The following is a 15,783-nucleotide window of genomic DNA, read 5'->3' as shown; positions in this document are numbered from 1 at the left end:
TGGGCGGAGCCGTCATACCCGCCGCTGGTCAGCGAGGTGAGGGTGCGCGGGTCGGCGCCGTCGCCCTCGTGCCAGCCGCCGGTGCCGGCCGAGTCGACCTCGACGCGGTCACCCAGCCCGGCCTCGTCGAGCAGGTGGCGCAGGATCACCTCGCCCATGGGGGAGCGGCAGATGTTGCCCGAGCAGATGACGCAGATGCGGTAGTCGGCCATGCCTGCCAGTATCTCGCGGTTGTTTGTGCTGCCCTATTGACACAAAGACGTGGCAGGCGCACAGTTCTTTGTGTCAAACATCTGGCACAAGCAGGAGGTCGTCATGCTGGCTCTCTATCCCTTGTTCGTCGTGGTCGTCGTGCTGGCCGGCGCCTGCCTCGTGGCCGCGCTGGTCCTCAGCCTCGGCGGGCGCCCGGTGGTCGTCGACGGCCATCTCGGACGCCTGCTGCGTGCGCAGGACCTCGTGCGTCGCTCCCGTGTCCTGGCCGTCCTGCTCGGCTTGCTCGCGGTGGTGGCGCTGGCCGCCACGGGCCGCGGCCGGCTGATCGCGACGGCGCCGGTGGCCGGGGTGGTCGTCGGGCTGCTCACCCTGGTCCTCGGTCAGCTCTCCATCGGTCGTATGGCGACCGGCCCCGCCGCGGGGCTCGAGCACCGGCGGGTCAGGGACTACGTCCCGCGCGGGCAGGCGGTGGTGTCGGGGGTCCTCGCACTCGCCGTGCTCGGGGCCGCGACGATCGGGCTGCGGCTCCAGGATGCCGACGGGCAGCAGCTGTCCTACGCCTGCACGACGCCCGAGGGCTGGGCCGCGAGCGGGGGCTCGAGCCCGTGGTTCGGGTCGTTCTATCTCGCCCCGGCGCTGCTGGTCTGGCTCGTCGGTCTCGCCGCCACGGCCTGGGGCCTGCGCCTCGTCGCCGGGCGGCCGCGTGACGGCAGCGACGCCGACCTGGTGCGGGCGGACGACGCGCTGCGACGGTGGTCGGCCGGGGCGCTGGTCGCGGGCGCCGGGCTGGCCTCGGGGGCGCTCGCGGTGCCGGCCCTGCTGATCTCCTGGATGCGTCTGGCCCACGCCGGGGACGGGATGTGCGCGACCAACCCCTTCGGCGCATCCGGGACCGTCGTCGGTGCCGTCGCCGCGGTCGTGGGTGTGCTGACCCTGTGGAGCCTCGTGAGGGTCCTTGCCCCGCACCGGGACTCGCTGGTGGCGCGCCTTGCCACCGAGGTGTCGGCATGAGCGTGGGTCTGCGGGTCGACGCGGGCGACCCCACGCCGCCCTACGAGCAGCTGCGGCGTCAGGTGCTGGTGCACGTGGCGAGCGGCGTCGTGACCGAGGGGGCCCGGATGCCGCCCGTGCGGCAGCTGGCCGCCGACCTCGGGGTGGCGGCCGGGACGGTGGCGCGGACCTACAAGGAGCTGGAGGCGTCCGGGATCGTGCGGACGGCCCGCCGCGCCGGGACGACGGTCGCTGCCGGTGCCGCAGAGCTCGCCCGCTCGTCGCTGGTGGTGGCCGACTCGGGGCCCGGGCTGGACGAGCTGGCGCTGGGTTTCGTCGCCACGGCGCGCGCCGCGGGTGCGGACGACGGGGTTATCGAGGCGGCCGTGCGGTCCGCCCTCGCGCGTCCCTGACCCCCCGCGCAACCACGAAGATCGTGAGTGTTTCGTCCAACATTCTTGGACGAAACACTCACGATCTGGGGGTTAGGCAGGGGTTTTGGGGCAGAGGCGGCGGGGTCGGGATCGGCTCAGCCGAGGCGCAGCTCGCGGTCGAAGCCGTCCACGGCGTCCTCGCGGTGGCTGACCATCACCAGGGTGCGACCCCCACGAGCCGCGAGCAGGTCGTCGAGCACCTCGGTGGCCGTGGCGTGGTCGAGGTGGGCGACGGGCTCGTCGAGAAGCATCACCGGCCGCCCGGAGAGGATCGCGCGGGCCAGCCCGAGGCGGGCCCGCTCGCCGCCCGAGACCCCGCGATGGCCGGTGCCGAGCAGGGTGTCGAGCCCCTCCGGCAGCGCGCGCAGCCACCCGCCGAGCCCAGCTCGTCCCAGCGCCACGGTCACCTCCTCGTCCGAGGCGGAGGGGCGCGCCAGCCGGAGGTTCTCGCGCACGGTCGAGGCGAAGACGTGCGGCTCGTCGTCCAGCACCGCCACCCGCGCGCGCAGGGACTCGACAGAGGCGGAGCGGCTGTCGACCGCGTCGAGCCGATAGCTCCCCGAGGCCGGGTCGAGGTGGGTGGCGAGCACCGCGAGCAGCGTGGACTTGCCGGATCCGTTGGGGCCGGTGATCACCACGGACTCGCCGGGCTCGACCGCGGCCGCCACCGGCCCGACGGCGTCGCGGTCCGCCGTCCAGCGCGCCGTGACCTCGTCGATCGTCAACCGCGGGGGTATGCCGCAAGCCCCCGGCGCCTCGACGGGCCCGTGCTCCCCGAGGGGCAGGTCCTGGGCGAGGAGGGCGTCGAGCCGGACCCGGCTGCCGTCGGCGCGGGCCCAGGCGCCCATGGCGTCCGGCAACGGCGTGAACGCGTCCGCCGCCGCCACGGGGGTCAGCACGAGCAGGGCCGCGATGGCGTCGTTGAACCCACCCGCCACCAGCCCGTGCGCGTGCACCGCCATGGCGACCGTGCCGGCACCGCAGGCGATCCCGGTGAGGGTCATCCCGAGCGCCCGGCCCCGGGCGCGTCGCGCGTTGGCCGCAGCCAGCCGGGCCTGCGCGGCCTCGATCCACGACCCCGACGCCGAGGTCGCCCCGATCGCCTGCAGCTCCAGCGCGTTGGCGGTGACGAGGCCGGCGACGCGGGCCACCTCGGCCCGGGCGTTCAGCCAGTCCCGTTGCGCCGCGCGCTCGCTCGCGAGGACGAGCCAGGCGACGAGCCCGCAGGCCACGAGCACGGCCGCGACGATCATCGCCCCCACGTAGGAGAACAGCGCCGTCGCCAGCACCGTCAGGAGCCCCGCCACGACGGACCCGAGCACGGGGACGACGACGCGGATCTCGGCATACACCCGGTCCTCGAGGTCGTCGACGGCGCCGCCAAGCACCTCGCTGCGGGACCGCCGTCCGAGCCGGGCGGGGGTGAGGGGCACGAGCGCGTCATAGGCCGCGACCCGCTGGTCCGCCAGGTCACCGAGCGCGGCGTCGTGCGACCGCACCCGCTCCCAGTAGCGGAACACCGGCCGCGCCATCCCGAACGCCCGCACCGCCACGATCGCCGCCATCAGCGTGAGGATCTGCGGACGGTGGGAGGCGGCGACGATCAGCCAGCCGGAGGTCGTCGTGAGCGCGATCCCGCTGGCGGTGGCCAGCCCGCCGATGATCGCGGAGCCCCGGATGCCGGGGGGCGTTCGCCATACCGAGCTCATCGCGCGACCTCCTGGGCGACGGGGGAGAGGGTGACGTGCTGGTCGGCGTGCGCGACGAGACTGGGGCGGTGCGTGACGACGACGACCGCCCGGTCGCGCGCGAGCGAGCGCACGACGTCGTCGACGAGCGCGGTGGACGCGGGGTCGAGGTGTGCGGTGGGCTCGTCGAGGGCCACGAGCGGCGCCGTCGACAGCAGGGCCCGCGCCATCCCGAGGCTCGCCCGCTGGCCCGCCGACAGCCCGAACCCGTCGTCCCCGAGCGGCGTGCCGAGCCCGTCCGGCAGCCCACGGACCAGGTCCTCGAGCCCGACCTGCCGGAGCACCGACCAGAGCCGGTCGTCGTCCGCCTCGTCGGCGAGGGTGAGGTTGGCCCGGATGGAGCAGGCGGTCAGGAAGGGGCGCTGCGTCACCAGGCGCGACGGGACGAGGGAGGCTGTGCCCGTGGTGGGTTCGCGCAGCCCGCAGAGGAGCTCGAGGGCGGTGGTCTTGCCCGTTCCCGACGGCCCGGTGATCACCGTCAGGCCCGGCGCCGCGGTGAGGGTGAGGTCGTGCAGGACGTCGCGCGTGGCCCCGGGATAGCGATAGGTCACGCCCTCCAGCCGGGCGACCCCCGTGTCGTGACGTGACCGCTCGGCGGTGGTGGCGGCCGTCGCCGTGAGGATGTCGTCGAGCGCCTGCGCCCCGTCCGCGGCCGAGTGGAACTCCTGACCCACGCGCCGGATCGGCCAGTACGCCTCGGGCGCCAGCAGGATCGCCGCCAGCCCCGTGCCGAGGCCGATGTCGCCCCAGGTCAGGCGGATGCCGACCGCGACCGCCACCAGCGCCACCGAGATCGTGGCGAGCAGCTCGAGGGCCGCCGACGACAGGAAGGCCAGCTTGAGCGTCGCCACGGTCGCGGTCCGGTGCCGCTGCGACACCTCGCGGATCGTGGCACTCTGCCGGCTCGCCCGGCCGTAGGCCGACAGCGTCGGCAGCCCCCGCATCATGTCCACGAAGTGCCCGGCGAGGGTGGCCAGGGCCCGCCACCGCCTGTCGGAGGCGTCTGCCGTCGCCTTGCCGATCAGCGCGGCGAACAGCGGCAGCAGCGGCAGCGTCAGCACGACGATCAGCGCCGACCACAGGTCCACGAAGGCCAGCGTCACGACCGCCAGCACCGGCAGCACGGCGGCGGCCACGAGTGCGGGCAGGTAGCGCGCGACATACGTCTCGACGCTGGTCGCCCCCTGGGTGGCGAGGGTCTGGGCCGCGGCCGGCTCGGGTCGCTGGTCGGCGGACCGGGCCAGCCACGTGCGCAGCAGCAGCGTGCGCAGGCCGGCGCTGACCTCGGTGCCGGCCCAGGACGAGACGAGCTCGGTCGCGCCGGTGAGCAGGGCGCGCACCACGAGCACGGCGGCCAGGAGCCCGAGGGGTCCCCACAGGGCCGTATGCCGTGCCACCGCCACCACGACCGCCGCCACCGCGAAGGCCTGCACGATGGCGGCGACGCCCTGCGCCACCCCGATGGCGCCGAGGGCCAGGACGGGTCGCCGGGCACCGGGCAGCAGCCGCAGCAGGCGGGGGTCGAAGGGCTTCACGCGGGGGAGCTCCTCGTCGTCGGTGTCATCGGCGTCGCAGGGTCGCCAGGGTCGTCGTCACAGGGTCGCTCACCTGCCTCCACAAAGATCGTGAGGGTCCCCTCCAACAATGTTGGACGAAACCCTCACGATCCTGGGGAGGTCCGGGCGGACTCAGCGGTCGCGGTGCCCGCCCCCGGCGACGTGGTCGTCCCCGGTCGTGCGCGTCCCGCCCGCAGCCGCCTGCGCCTCCAGCTCGCCCACCTCGCGCGGCTCGTGCGCCGGTGGGATGTGGTGGGTGGAGATGCGCTTGCGGAAGATCCAGTAGGTCCACGCGGTGTAGGCGAGCACGATCGGCGTGAAGACCACGGCGGCGCCCGTCATGATCTTGAGCGTCAGGTCGGTGCTGGCGGCGTTCTCGTGGGTGAGGCTCCAGGCCGGGTTGGTCGAGGAGGGCATCACGTCGGGGAACAGCGCGGTGAACAGCGCCCACACGGCGAGCGCGATCGCGGCGGCGGTGCCGGTGAAGGCCACCCCGTCACGGCCGAGGCGCGTCATGAGCAGGCCCACGACGAGCGCCACGGCGGCGAGGACCGCGAGGATCCACGAGCCGGTGTTGCCGGTCAGCATCATCACCCAGACGAGGAAGACGACGGCGACGACGGCCGCGGCGATGCCGACCTTCCAGGCGAGGGCCCGCGCCTCCTCACGGATCTCGCCGCTCGTCTTGAGCGCGACGAAGACCGCACCGTGGGTGAGGAAGAGCAGCAAGGTGGTCACGCCGCCGAGCAGCCCGAGCGGGTTGAGCAGGGTGAACAGGTTGCCGGTGTACTCCTTGTCGGCGTTGATCGGGACGCCCGCCACGATGTTGGCGAACGCGACGCCCCACAGCAGCGCGGGCAGGAACGAGCCGACGATGATGCACAGGTCCCAGTTGCGACGCCACTGGTCGTCGTCGCGCTTGTGGCGGTACTCGAAGCCCATGTTGCGGATGATCAGGGCGACCAGGATCAGCAGCAGCGGCAGGTAGAACCCGGAGAACAGCGTGGCGTACCAGTGCGGGAAGGCCGCGAAGGTGGCGCCGCCCGCCGTGAGCACCCACACCTCGTTGCCGTCCCAGTGCGGGCCGATGGTGTTGAGCAGGACGCGGCGGCGGTTGTCGGTGTCGAGCTCGTCGCGGCCCTTGCCGAGGATCGGCAGGAGCATGCCGACGCCGAAGTCGAAGCCCTCGAGGACGAAGTAGCCGGTCCACAGGACGGCGATGAGGATGAACCAGATGACGGTGAGTTCCATGGTGTCTCTCCAACGTCCTCAGTAGGCGAAGACGAGGGGCTTGTCCTCGCCGCTCTCGGCCGGGGTGTCGGTGTCGGCGGGCTCGGCCCCGACGCGGGTGTACTTCAGGAAGAGCTTGACCTCGACGACCATCAGCGCGGCATACAGCAGGGTGTAGACGACCATCGAGACCAGGACGGACCAGGCCGGCACGGACGGGCTGACGCCGTTGGCGGTCGTCATCTCGCCGAAGACGACCCACGGCTGGCGGCCGACCTCGGTGAAGATCCACCCGAACGAGATCGCGAAGACCGGCAGCAGCGGGCTCCAGATCACGACGTGCTTCCACCAGCGGGCGGTCGGCGGCGTCTTGCCCTTGCGCGTCGCCCACAGCGCCAGCGCCGACAGCGCCATCGACACGAACCCGACGCCCATCATCAGGCGGAAGGTCCAGTAGGTCGTCGGGATGTTGGGGATGTAGTTGGTGGCTCGGTCCGCGGTGCGCGGGTTGCCGGCGTACTTCTGCTGGTAGTCGGCCTGGATGTCGCGGATGCCCTTGATCTCGGCGCCGAAGTCGCCCTTGCCCAGGTAGGACAGCAGGCCGGGCACCTGGATCCAGTGCTTCGCGTTCTGACCGTTCAGGTCGCCGGTCGTGAAGACCGAGAAGGGGGCGGACGACGAGGTCTCGTAGTGCGCCTCGGCCGCCGCCATCTTCATGGGTTGGACCTCGGTCATGACCTTGCCCTGCAGGTCGCCGGTGACGACGACGCCGAGCGAGGCGACGAGGGAGACGATCGCGCCGACGCGGACGGCCTTGCGGTACATCTCGCGGTCACGGTCGGCGATCGGCCCCTTGCGCAGCCAGTGCCACAGCGCCACGCCGACGACGACGGCGCCGCCGGTCATGTAGGAGCTGAGGATGACGTGCGGGAAGGTAACGAGCTGGACCTTGTTGACCAGCACCGCGACGAAGTCGGCCATCTCAGCGCGCCCCGACTCGGGGTTGAACCGGTAGCCGACGGGGTTCTGCATGAACGAGTTGGCGGCGAGGATGAAGTAGGCGGACAGCACGGTGCCGATGTGGACGATCCACATCGCCCACGCGTGCAGCCGCTCCGGGATCCGGCCCCAGCCAAAGATCCACAGGCCGAGGAAGGTCGACTCGAGGAAGAACGCGAGCAGCGCCTCGAACGCCAGCGGGGCGCCGAAGATGTCGCCGACGAACCGCGAGTAGTCCGACCAGTTCATCCCGAACTGGAACTCCTGGACGATGCCGGTGACGAGACCGAGGGCGAAGTTGATGGTGAACAGCTTGCCCAGCCACTTGGTGAGCCGGAGGTACTCCGGCTTGCGGGTGCGCACCCAGGCGCTGTGGTAGCCGGCGACGATCGCCGACAGGCCGATGGTGATCGGCACGAAGAGGAAGTGATAGACGGTGGTGATGGCGAACTGCCATCGCGCAAGGTCCAGGTTGTCCATGACATCTCCGGAGGTCAGACCTTTTGGTTACCCGTCGAGCCTACCCACGGCTACTGGCGGGTCGGACCCGGTCGTGCCTTTGCAACCTGGCCGTGACCTGCGGTTTTTGACAACACGGGCGTTGTGCAAATCGGCGCCGAGCCCGTATGCCGGTCCGCCCGTGAGGTATTCGCGGCACCGCCAACCCCAACGACCCGGGGCCTCGGAGACCGCTTGTGACAGAGTTCACAAGCGCCAGGAGGTATGCCGGGCCCGCACCCTCTCGCTAGCGGCCCGGGCTCGCGACAGAGTGGTCGCGAACCCGACGTCAAGGGGTCGTAGACGTCGGATATGTGACCACTCTGCAGCCCCCGCCGCCGGCACGCGCCGGAGAGACCAGTCAGCTGGGGTAGCCCTCGGGGTTGCCGGACTGCCAGCGCCACGTGTCGGCGCACATGTCGTCGACGGTCCGGGTGGCCTGCCACCCGAGCTCGCGGTTGGCGCGAGAGGGGTCGGCATACGAGGCTGCGATGTCGCCGGGGCGACGAGGGGCGACCTGGTAGGGGAGGTCGCGGCCGACGGCGCGGCTGAAGGCCGCGAGCATCTCCTTGACCGAGGTGCCGTGCCCGGTGCCGAGGTTCCAGGTGGAGACGGCGTCGTCGACCTGGCCGAGGCGGTTGAGGGCGGCGACGTGGCCGGCGGCGAGGTCCTCGACGTGGATGTAGTCGCGCAGGCCGGTGCCGTCGGGGGTGTCGTAGTCGTCGCCGAAGATGTTGAGGTGCTCGCGCCGCCCGACGGCGACCTGGGCGATGAAGGGAACGAGGTTGTTGGGGATGCCCTGCGGGTCCTCGCCGATCGTGCCGGACGGGTGGGCGCCCACCGGGTTGAAGTAGCGCAGCAGCGCGATCCGCATCTGCGGGTCCGCGACGGCGACGTCGCGCAGGATCTGCTCGATCATCACCTTGGTCCAGCCATAGGGGTTGGTGGCCGACGTCGGGAAGTCCTCCTTCATCGGGACGGGCGCGTCCTCGCCGTACACCGTTGCGCTGGAGGAGAACACGAGCTTCTTGACGCCGTGGCGCTGCATCGCGCGCACGAGGGAGAAGGTCGAGTCGAGGTTGTTCTCGTAGTACTCGAGCGGCTTCTCGACCGACTCGCCCACGGCCTTGAACCCCGCGAAGTGGATGACCGCGTCGAACTGCTCGGTGGCGAACAGGTGCTCGGTCTTGTCGCGGTCGGTCAGGTCGAAGCCGTGGACCTCGATCGGCTGCCCCGCGAGGGCCTCGAGCCGGGCCATCACGGACGGCTTGGCGTTGGAGAAGTTGTCGACCACGACCACGTCGTGGCCGGCGGCAAGGACCTGGAGGGTGGTGTGCGAGCCGATGTAGCCGGCACCACCGCTGACGAGAACGCGCATGGCTCCCACCCTAGGGGTCCCGCTGACGGCCGCGCTGTGCGATGGGTCGAACGATAGGGATAAGGTATGCCTAACTTAGGCAACCCTGATCGACGATTGGACCCGCTTTGTCTCTGTCTCGCCGCTCCCTGCTGGTGCTCACGTCCGCCACGCTCGCCCTGGCCGCGTGCGGCTCCGGCTCAGGCGGCTCCGGCGCTGGAGCCGAGTCCGGCCAGGCCTCGTCCGGCGCCGCGTCGCTGGGCTCGGGCGGCGCCGAGCAGGGTGCCTTCCCGGTGACGCTCAAGCACAGCTTTGGTGAGACCACGATCACCAAGGAGCCCACCAAGGTCGCGACCGTCGGCTGGGTGGACCAGGACATGGCCGTGTCCCTCGGCGTCGTGCCCGTCGGCGCCACCGCGATGACCTGGGGCGGCAACGCCGCCAAGTCCACGGACTGGTTCGACGCGGCCGTCGCCAAGCTCGGTGGCAAGGCGCCCACGCGCTACGACGACACCGACGGCATCCCCGTCACCGAGATCGCCAAGCTCGCGCCCGACGTCATCCTGGCCACGGGCTCGGGGCTGACCAAGGCGGACTACGACACGCTGTCCAAGGTCGCCCCGGTCGTCGCCCAGCCCGGCGCGCCCTGGGTGACCCCCTGGACCACCTCCCTGGACATGGTGGGCAAGGCCCTCGGCCGCCCGGCCAAGGCCACCGCCGTCCGCGCCCAGACCGACAAGGTCGTGGCCGACGCCAAGACGGCCCACCCCGAGCTGGCCGGCAAATCCATGGTCTTCGCCTACCTCGCCACGACAGACCTGTCGCAGATCGGCATCTACGGCAAGGAGGACAACCGCGTCCGCGCCCTCGAGTCGTTCGGCCTCACGAGCGCGCCGATCGTCGGCACCGCCGTCAAGCCCGGCCAGTTCTACGGCAACGTCTCCGCCGAGCAGGCCTCGACGATCCAGTCCGACGTGCTCCTCACGTATGCCGACAAGCCCGCCGACATCGCCTCGTTCAAGGCCAACCCGCTGATCGGCCAGATCCCGGCGCTGAAGTCGGGGCACGCCTATGCCGAGGTGGACAAGCAGATCGGCCTGTCGGTCACCAACCCCAGCCCGCTGTCGATGCCGTTCATCGTCGACAAGTACCTCCCCGGCGTGGTCAAGGCCGTCAAGGGCGCATGAGCCGGGCCGTCCCCGCGCCGGTCGCCGTCCGGGCCCTCTCACCGCTGCTGGTCCTGCTGGTCGCGCTCGCCGCGTCGCTGCTCGTCGGCTCGCGGGCGGTGGCACCCAGCGCCCTGCTCGACCCGGCCGACCCGCTGCACGCGATCGCGATGGCGCGCGTCGACCGGACGGTGCTGGCGGTCGTCGTGGGCGCGGCGCTCGGGCTCTCGGGGGCCTGCTTCCAGGGGCTGACGCGCAACCCCCTGGCGGACCCCGGGATCCTCGGGGTGTCCGCCGGGGCGTCGCTCGCGATGGTGGTGGCGATCAGCATCGGCGGGCTGTCCGCGCCGCTGGCGCACGTGGGCGCCGCGTTCGTGGGGGCAGCGGTCGCCGCGATCGTCGTGCACCTGCTGGCGGCGGTGTCGCGCGGGGGCCTGCGGCCGGGCTCGGTCACCATCGCCGGCGCGGCCGTGACCGCCGCGCTCACCTCGGTGTCGACGGCCCTGCTGCTGGGGGACCACGGGACGCTGCAGGCGTTCCGCTTCTGGCAGGTGGGGACCATCGGTGGGCGCGACCTCGCTCTGCTCGCCGCCGTCGGTCCCGTGCTGGTCGTGGGGGCGGTGCTGTCGCTGGTCCTCGCTCGGCGGCTCGACGCGCTGGCGCTCGGTGACGACGCCGCCGCGGCCCTCGGCACCCACCCCACCCGCACCCGCTGGGCCGTGGGTGCGGTCGCCGTGCTGCTGGCCGCCGGTGCCACCGCCCTCGCCGGGCCCGTGGGCTTCGTGGGTCTGCTGGTCCCGCACGCCGCACGGTCCGTCGTCGGCCCGGCCCACGGTCGCGTGCTGCCGCTCAGCGCCGTGCTGGGGGCGGCGCTGGTGGCCGCCGCCGACACCGTGGGACGCGTGGTGCTGCCGCCGTCGGAGGTGCAGGTCGGGATCATGACGGCGATGGTCGGCCTGCCCGGTTTCGTGTGGGCCGTGCGACGGGGGCGGCTGTGAGCACCCTCGCCGTGCGGGAGCCCGCGACCCGCGAGGCGCGACGTTCGTTGAGCCGGCGCGCCCACCACCGCGTGCTCCTCGTCGTCCTCGCGGTCCTCGCGCTCGGCCTGGCCGTCGCACGAGCCCTGCTGGGGGACCTGGTGATCCCCGTCGTCGACGCCGTCGCGATCCTGCGGGGCGAGGTCATCCCGGGGGCGAGCTTCATCCTGATGGAGAGCAGCCTGCCCCGGGCCGTCCTGGCCCTGCTCGCCGGTGCTGCGTTCGGCGCCGCCGGCGCGACCTTCCAGACCGTCCTGCGCAACCCGCTGGCCAGCCCCGACATCGTCGGCGTCGGCATGGGCGCCTCGGCCGCCGCGGTCGTCGGCATCGTGGTGCTCGGCGTCAGCGGGCCGACGCTGTCTCTCCTTGCCGTGGCGGGGGCCCTGGTCGTGGCCGTCCTCGTGCGGGTCGTCGCGCAGTCCACCGGCGAGCGCCTCGTCCTGGTCGGCGTCGGCGTCTCGTCGGTGCTGGCCTCGGTCGTCCACTACCTCTTCACCCGCGCCGACGAGTTCGACACCCAGCTCGTGCTCCGATGGCTGACCGGCAGCCTCGGCCAGGCGGACTGGACGACGATCCGGTGGCTCGCCGTGACGTCGGTCGCGGCATACCTGCTGCTCTGGGTCGCGAGCCGGGACCTGCCCGCGCTGCAGCTCGGCGACGACCTCGCGCTCGGGCTCGGCGGGCGGCGCCACGCCGCGGACCTGCTCCTCGCCGTCGGCGTCGTGGTGCTGGCGCTCGCGGTGGCGGCGGTGGGGCCGATGGCCTTCGTGGCGTTCATGGCCGGGCCGATCGCCCGGGCTTTGGACCGCGGTCGCCCGACGATCGTCGGCGCGGCCCTCGTCGGCGCGGTCGTGGTGGTCGCCGCAGACCTGATCGGCGGCCACGTGATCCCCGACGTCCACCTGCCCGCCGGCGTCGTCACCGGCGTCACCGGCGCCCCCGTGCTGCTCTGGCTGATGACCCGCGGCCGTACCGAAGGAACCCTGTGATGACCCGACTGGCCACCCGCGACCTGACCCTCGGCTACGGCGGGGAGCCGGTCGTCCGCGACCTCACCCTCGAGATCCCGGACGGTCGCGTGACCGTCGTCGTCGGCCCCAACGCCTGCGGCAAGTCGACGCTGCTGCGCGGTCTCGCCCGCCTGCTGCGCCCGCGCTCCGGAGCCGTGCTGCTCGACGGACGCCCCATCCACGAGCAGCCCACCCGGACCGTCGCCCGCACCCTCGGCCTGCTGCCCCAGCACCCCGTCGCGCCCGAGGGGGTCACCGTCGCCGAGCTCGTCGGCCGCGGCCGGCACCCCCACCAGGGGCTGTGGCGGCGCAGCTCGGCGCACGACGCCGAGGCCGTCGAGCGGGCCCTGGCGGAGACGGGCACCAGCTCGCTCGCCGACGCCCCGGTCGCGGAGCTGTCCGGTGGCCAGCGTCAGCGCGTGTGGATCGCCATGGCCCTCGCCCAGGAGACCGACCTGCTGCTGCTCGACGAGCCGACGACCTATCTCGACCTCACCCACCAGATCGAGATGCTCGACCTGGTCGCCGCCCTCAACGCCGAGCGGGCCACCACGGTCGTCATGGTGCTGCACGACCTCGGCCTGGCGGCGCGGTATGCCGACCACCTCGTCGCCATGCGGGCCGGCGTCGTCGCGGCGCAGGGCGCACCCGCCGACGTGCTCACCGAGGAGATGGTGCGCGAGGTGTTCGCCCTGGACGCGCGCGTGATCGCCGACCCCGAGTCCGGGACCCCGCTCGTGGTGCCCCGCTGCTCGCCCCACCGCCCGTCCTGGACGGCGTCCGACCCGCGTTCCGGGCGTTTTCGGCATACGACCGGTTGGTCGCCGAGGGCCACGGGCAATGAGAGGGTGAGTGCATGGTCAACCGGCCGCGAGGCCAGGAAGGGGCGCACATGCCCACCACCGTCAAGGGAGTGATCTCCCGAGCCAAGGGCGAGCCGGTCGAGCTCGTCGACATCGTGATCCCCGACCCAGGGCCAGGCGAGGCCGTCGTCGACGTCCAGGCCTGCGGCGTCTGCCACACCGACTACCACTACCAGCAGGGCGGGATCAACGACGAGTTCCCCTTCCTGCTCGGGCACGAGGCCGCCGGCCGCGTCTCGGCCGTCGGGGAGGGCGTGACCGAGGTCGCCGTCGGTGACTTCGTGATCCTCAACTGGCGCGCCGTGTGCGGGGAGTGCCGGGCCTGCCGCCGCGGGCGTCCGTGGTACTGCTTCGCCACGCACAACGCCAAGCAGCGGATGACCCTCACGGATGGCACCGAGCTGACGCCGGCGCTGGGGATCGGGGCCTTCGCGGAGAAGACGCTGGTCGCGGCCGGTCAGTGCACGCGCGTGGACGAGCGCGCCGGCGCCGAGGCGGCGGGTCTGCTGGGCTGCGGCGTCATGGCCGGGCTGGGCGCCGCGATCAACACCGGCGGCGTCGGTCGTGGCGACTCCGTGGCCGTCATCGGCCTCGGGGGCGTCGGTATGGCGGCCGTCGTCGGCTCGCGTCTCGCGGGCGCGGCCACGATCATCGGCATCGACCCGGACCCCCGCAAGCGTGAGAAGGGGCGCTCGATGGGGGCGACGCACACCATCGACCCGGCCGACGGCGACGTCGTCGAGGCGGTGCGCGCGCTGACGGACGGCAACGGCGCGGACGTCGTCATCGAGGCGGTGGGTCGCCCCGAGACCTACGAGCAGGCGTTCTACGCACGCGATCTCGCGGGGACCGTGGTGCTCGTGGGGGTGCCGACACCGGAGATGCGGATCGAGCTGCCGCTGCTCGACGTCTTCGGTCGTGGCGGGTCGCTCAAGTCCAGCTGGTATGGCGACTGCCTGCCCTCTCGCGACTTCCCCATGCTCATCGACCTCTACCTGCAGGGGCGGCTCGACCTGGACGCGTTCGTGTCCGAGACGATCGGGCTGGGCGACGTCGAGGAGGCCTTCGCCACCATGAAGCGCGGTGACGTCCTCCGCTCGGTGGTGACGCTCTGATGGCCGGCGACGTGCAGGTCCAGCAGCTCGTCACGTCGGGGACGTTCTCCCTCGACGGGGGCACCTGGGACGTCGACAACAACGTGTGGATCGTCGGCGACGATGACGAGTGCGTGGTCTTCGACGCCCCGCATGACGCCTCGGCCATCGCCGCCGCCGTCGGCGAGCGTCGGCTGGCGGCGATCGTGTGCACGCACGCGCACGACGACCACGTCAACCAGGCGGCCGCTCTCGCGGAGGCCACGGGCGCCCCGATCTGGCTCAACCCGCACGACCTCGAGCTGTGGCAGCAGACCTATGACACGCGCCAGCCCGACGAGGACATCGTCGACGGCACCGAGATCACCGTGGGCGGGGTGACGCTGCGGGCGATCGCGACGCCGGGGCACACGCCGGGCGGTACCTGCTTCTACAGCGCGGAGCTGGGGCGCGTGTTCAGCGGTGACACCCTCTTCCAGGGAGGCCCGGGCGCGACGGGGCGGTCGTTCTCGTCATACGACACGATCGTCGACTCGATCCGCGCCAGGCTGTTCACCCTGCCCGACGACACGATCGTGCACACCGGGCACGGCCCCGACACGACCATCGGCGCCGAGCGGGCCGGCGCCGACGGGTGGGAGGACCCCAGCGCCGCCTAGGGTGTGGCCATGGCCTACTACGCAGTCCGCTACTCCTACTCCGACGACCCCCGCCTCGACGAGATCCGGCCCGAGCACCGCGCGTTCCTCGGCCGGCTCGCCGAGGCGGGGTCGCTGCAGGCGTCCGGTCCCTACGTCGACGTGAAGCCGGCGTCGGCGCTGCTGATCCTCCGCGCCGACAGCGCCGACGAGGTGCGCTCGCTGCTGGGGGACGATCCCTTCCAGCAGCACGGCCTCGTCGCCGGGATCGACGTCACCGAGTGGAACCCCGTCATCGGCGTCTTCGCCGCCCAGCCCTGACCCGCCGGGGGCCGAGGCATCGGCCGGCCTTCGTTCGCCAGGCTGATGCCTCGGCCCCCGGTAGGTTCTGGCCATGAGCGAGCAGCAGGGCACCGACGTCGACGTCGACTGGGCCGTCGCCCGGGACGCCAACCGCGCCAACTGGGACGATCGGGCGGGCCTGCACGAGGTCGCCTACGGGATCGAGCGCTACGCCGAGGACCCGGCATACCTCTCCACCGTGGTCAGCGACGACCTGCCCGCCCTCGCCGCCCACCTGCCGCAGGGCTCGCTGCGCGGCCTCGACGTCGTGCACCTGCAGTGCCACATCGGCACCGACACCATCAGCCTGGCCCGCGCCGGCGGTCGTATGACGGGGGTCGACTTCTCGCTATCGTCGCTGGCAGCCGCGCGTCGGCTCGCCGCCACGACCGGGACCGAGGTCACGTGGGTCGAATCGGACGTGCTCGACGCCCGCGCCGCCGTGACCGGTCACTTCGACGTGGTCTACACCAGCATCGGCACGATCGGCTGGCTCGGCGATCTCGGGCGTTGGGCCGACCAGGTGGCGCGAAAGCCCTGACGCGCCTGTTGGCCCCACCCCGCGGCATCGGGTGAGTCTGCTGCGGGTAGACGAGCAGTGAAGTCAC

At 72.5% G+C, this 15,783-nt stretch carries 15 protein-coding genes and 1 pseudogene; 10 read left to right on the top strand and 6 right to left on the bottom strand.

What is annotated here, in order from left to right:
* Positions 1-212 (bottom strand): annotated as a pseudogene (locus B2P18_RS09365) (low molecular weight phosphotyrosine protein phosphatase); the annotation flags it as partial.
* A 70-nt stretch (positions 213-282) separates the two neighbouring features.
* Between B2P18_RS09365 and B2P18_RS09360 the strand changes: the two are divergent.
* Positions 283-1,224 carry a hypothetical protein gene (locus B2P18_RS09360; RefSeq protein WP_286958336.1) on the top strand — a complete coding sequence of 314 codons (942 nt, stop codon included), beginning with the start codon at positions 283-285 and terminating at the stop codon, positions 1,222-1,224.
* Positions 1,221-1,616, top strand: coding sequence for a GntR family transcriptional regulator (locus tag B2P18_RS09355; protein WP_239265306.1), 396 nt, complete (start codon positions 1,221-1,223; stop codon positions 1,614-1,616). Before B2P18_RS09360 ends, B2P18_RS09355 begins: the two co-directional genes overlap by 4 nt.
* A 116-nt stretch (positions 1,617-1,732) precedes the next feature.
* On the opposite strand, the gene cydC is transcribed toward B2P18_RS09355, so the two are convergent.
* From cydC to galE, 5 genes are all read right to left on the bottom strand, one after another.
* Entirely contained in the window at positions 1,733-3,346 is a 1,614-nt protein-coding gene (gene cydC, locus B2P18_RS09350; protein ID WP_286958324.1) for a thiol reductant ABC exporter subunit CydC, read from the bottom strand.
* Positions 3,343-4,920 (bottom strand): thiol reductant ABC exporter subunit CydD, encoded by a 1,578-nt coding sequence (cydD, locus tag B2P18_RS09345; RefSeq protein ID WP_286958322.1) that lies wholly within the window; start codon positions 4,918-4,920, stop codon positions 3,343-3,345. Before cydD ends, cydC begins: the two co-directional genes overlap by 4 nt.
* A 153-nt stretch (positions 4,921-5,073) precedes the next feature.
* A complete protein-coding gene (cydB, locus tag B2P18_RS09340; protein ID WP_286958316.1) occupies positions 5,074-6,192 on the bottom strand; it encodes a cytochrome d ubiquinol oxidase subunit II in 1,119 nt (372 codons plus the stop codon).
* Between the two features lie 18 nt (positions 6,193-6,210).
* Positions 6,211-7,650, bottom strand: a complete 1,440-nt coding sequence (locus B2P18_RS09335; RefSeq protein WP_286958313.1) for a cytochrome ubiquinol oxidase subunit I — start codon at positions 7,648-7,650, stop codon at positions 6,211-6,213.
* A 379-nt stretch (positions 7,651-8,029) separates the two neighbouring features.
* A complete protein-coding gene (gene galE, locus B2P18_RS09330; protein ID WP_286958310.1) occupies positions 8,030-9,046 on the bottom strand; it encodes a UDP-glucose 4-epimerase GalE in 1,017 nt (338 codons plus the stop codon).
* Positions 9,047-9,153: 107 nt separating this feature from the next.
* Between galE and B2P18_RS09325 the strand changes: the two genes are divergently transcribed.
* The 8 genes from B2P18_RS09325 to B2P18_RS09290 all read left to right on the top strand — a co-directional run bounded on the left by B2P18_RS09325 (position 9,154) and on the right by B2P18_RS09290 (position 15,716).
* Complete coding sequence (locus tag B2P18_RS09325; RefSeq protein ID WP_286958306.1) at positions 9,154-10,212, top strand: iron-siderophore ABC transporter substrate-binding protein; 1,059 nt, start codon at positions 9,154-9,156, stop codon at positions 10,210-10,212.
* Entirely contained in the window at positions 10,209-11,189 is a 981-nt protein-coding gene (locus tag B2P18_RS09320; RefSeq protein WP_286958301.1) for a FecCD family ABC transporter permease, read from the top strand. The genes B2P18_RS09325 and B2P18_RS09320 overlap by 4 nt, the downstream gene beginning before the upstream one ends.
* Positions 11,186-12,217 (top strand): iron chelate uptake ABC transporter family permease subunit, encoded by a 1,032-nt coding sequence (locus B2P18_RS09315; RefSeq protein WP_239265586.1) that lies wholly within the window; start codon positions 11,186-11,188, stop codon positions 12,215-12,217. Before B2P18_RS09320 ends, B2P18_RS09315 begins: the two co-directional genes overlap by 4 nt.
* Entirely contained in the window at positions 12,217-13,155 is a 939-nt protein-coding gene (locus B2P18_RS09310; RefSeq protein ID WP_239265584.1) for an ABC transporter ATP-binding protein, read from the top strand. The genes B2P18_RS09315 and B2P18_RS09310 overlap by 1 nt, the downstream gene beginning before the upstream one ends.
* Complete coding sequence (locus B2P18_RS09305; RefSeq protein WP_239265582.1) at positions 13,131-14,216, top strand: S-(hydroxymethyl)mycothiol dehydrogenase; 1,086 nt, start codon at positions 13,131-13,133, stop codon at positions 14,214-14,216. Before B2P18_RS09310 ends, B2P18_RS09305 begins: the two co-directional genes overlap by 25 nt.
* Positions 14,216-14,854, top strand: a complete 639-nt coding sequence (locus B2P18_RS09300; protein WP_286958287.1) for an MBL fold metallo-hydrolase — start codon at positions 14,216-14,218, stop codon at positions 14,852-14,854. The genes B2P18_RS09305 and B2P18_RS09300 overlap by 1 nt, the downstream gene beginning before the upstream one ends.
* A gap of 9 nt (positions 14,855-14,863) precedes the next feature.
* A complete protein-coding gene (locus tag B2P18_RS09295) occupies positions 14,864-15,154 on the top strand; it encodes a YciI family protein (protein ID WP_029210150.1) in 291 nt (96 codons plus the stop codon).
* Between the two features lie 73 nt (positions 15,155-15,227).
* The gene (locus B2P18_RS09290) at positions 15,228-15,716 is read left to right on the top strand and encodes a methyltransferase (RefSeq protein ID WP_286958278.1); all 489 of its coding nucleotides are present in this window, start codon (positions 15,228-15,230) and stop codon (positions 15,714-15,716) included.
* The last annotated feature ends 67 nt before the right edge of the window (positions 15,717-15,783 follow it).

Origin of the sequence: Arsenicicoccus sp. UBA2120 (genome assembly GCF_002330965.1) — a bacterium.
In the GTDB taxonomy this organism is placed as follows: domain Bacteria; phylum Actinomycetota; class Actinomycetes; order Actinomycetales; family Dermatophilaceae; genus Arsenicicoccus; species Arsenicicoccus bolidensis.
The sequence above is the reverse complement of the archived record's forward strand: the minus strand, read 5'-3'. Positions and strand labels throughout refer to the sequence as shown.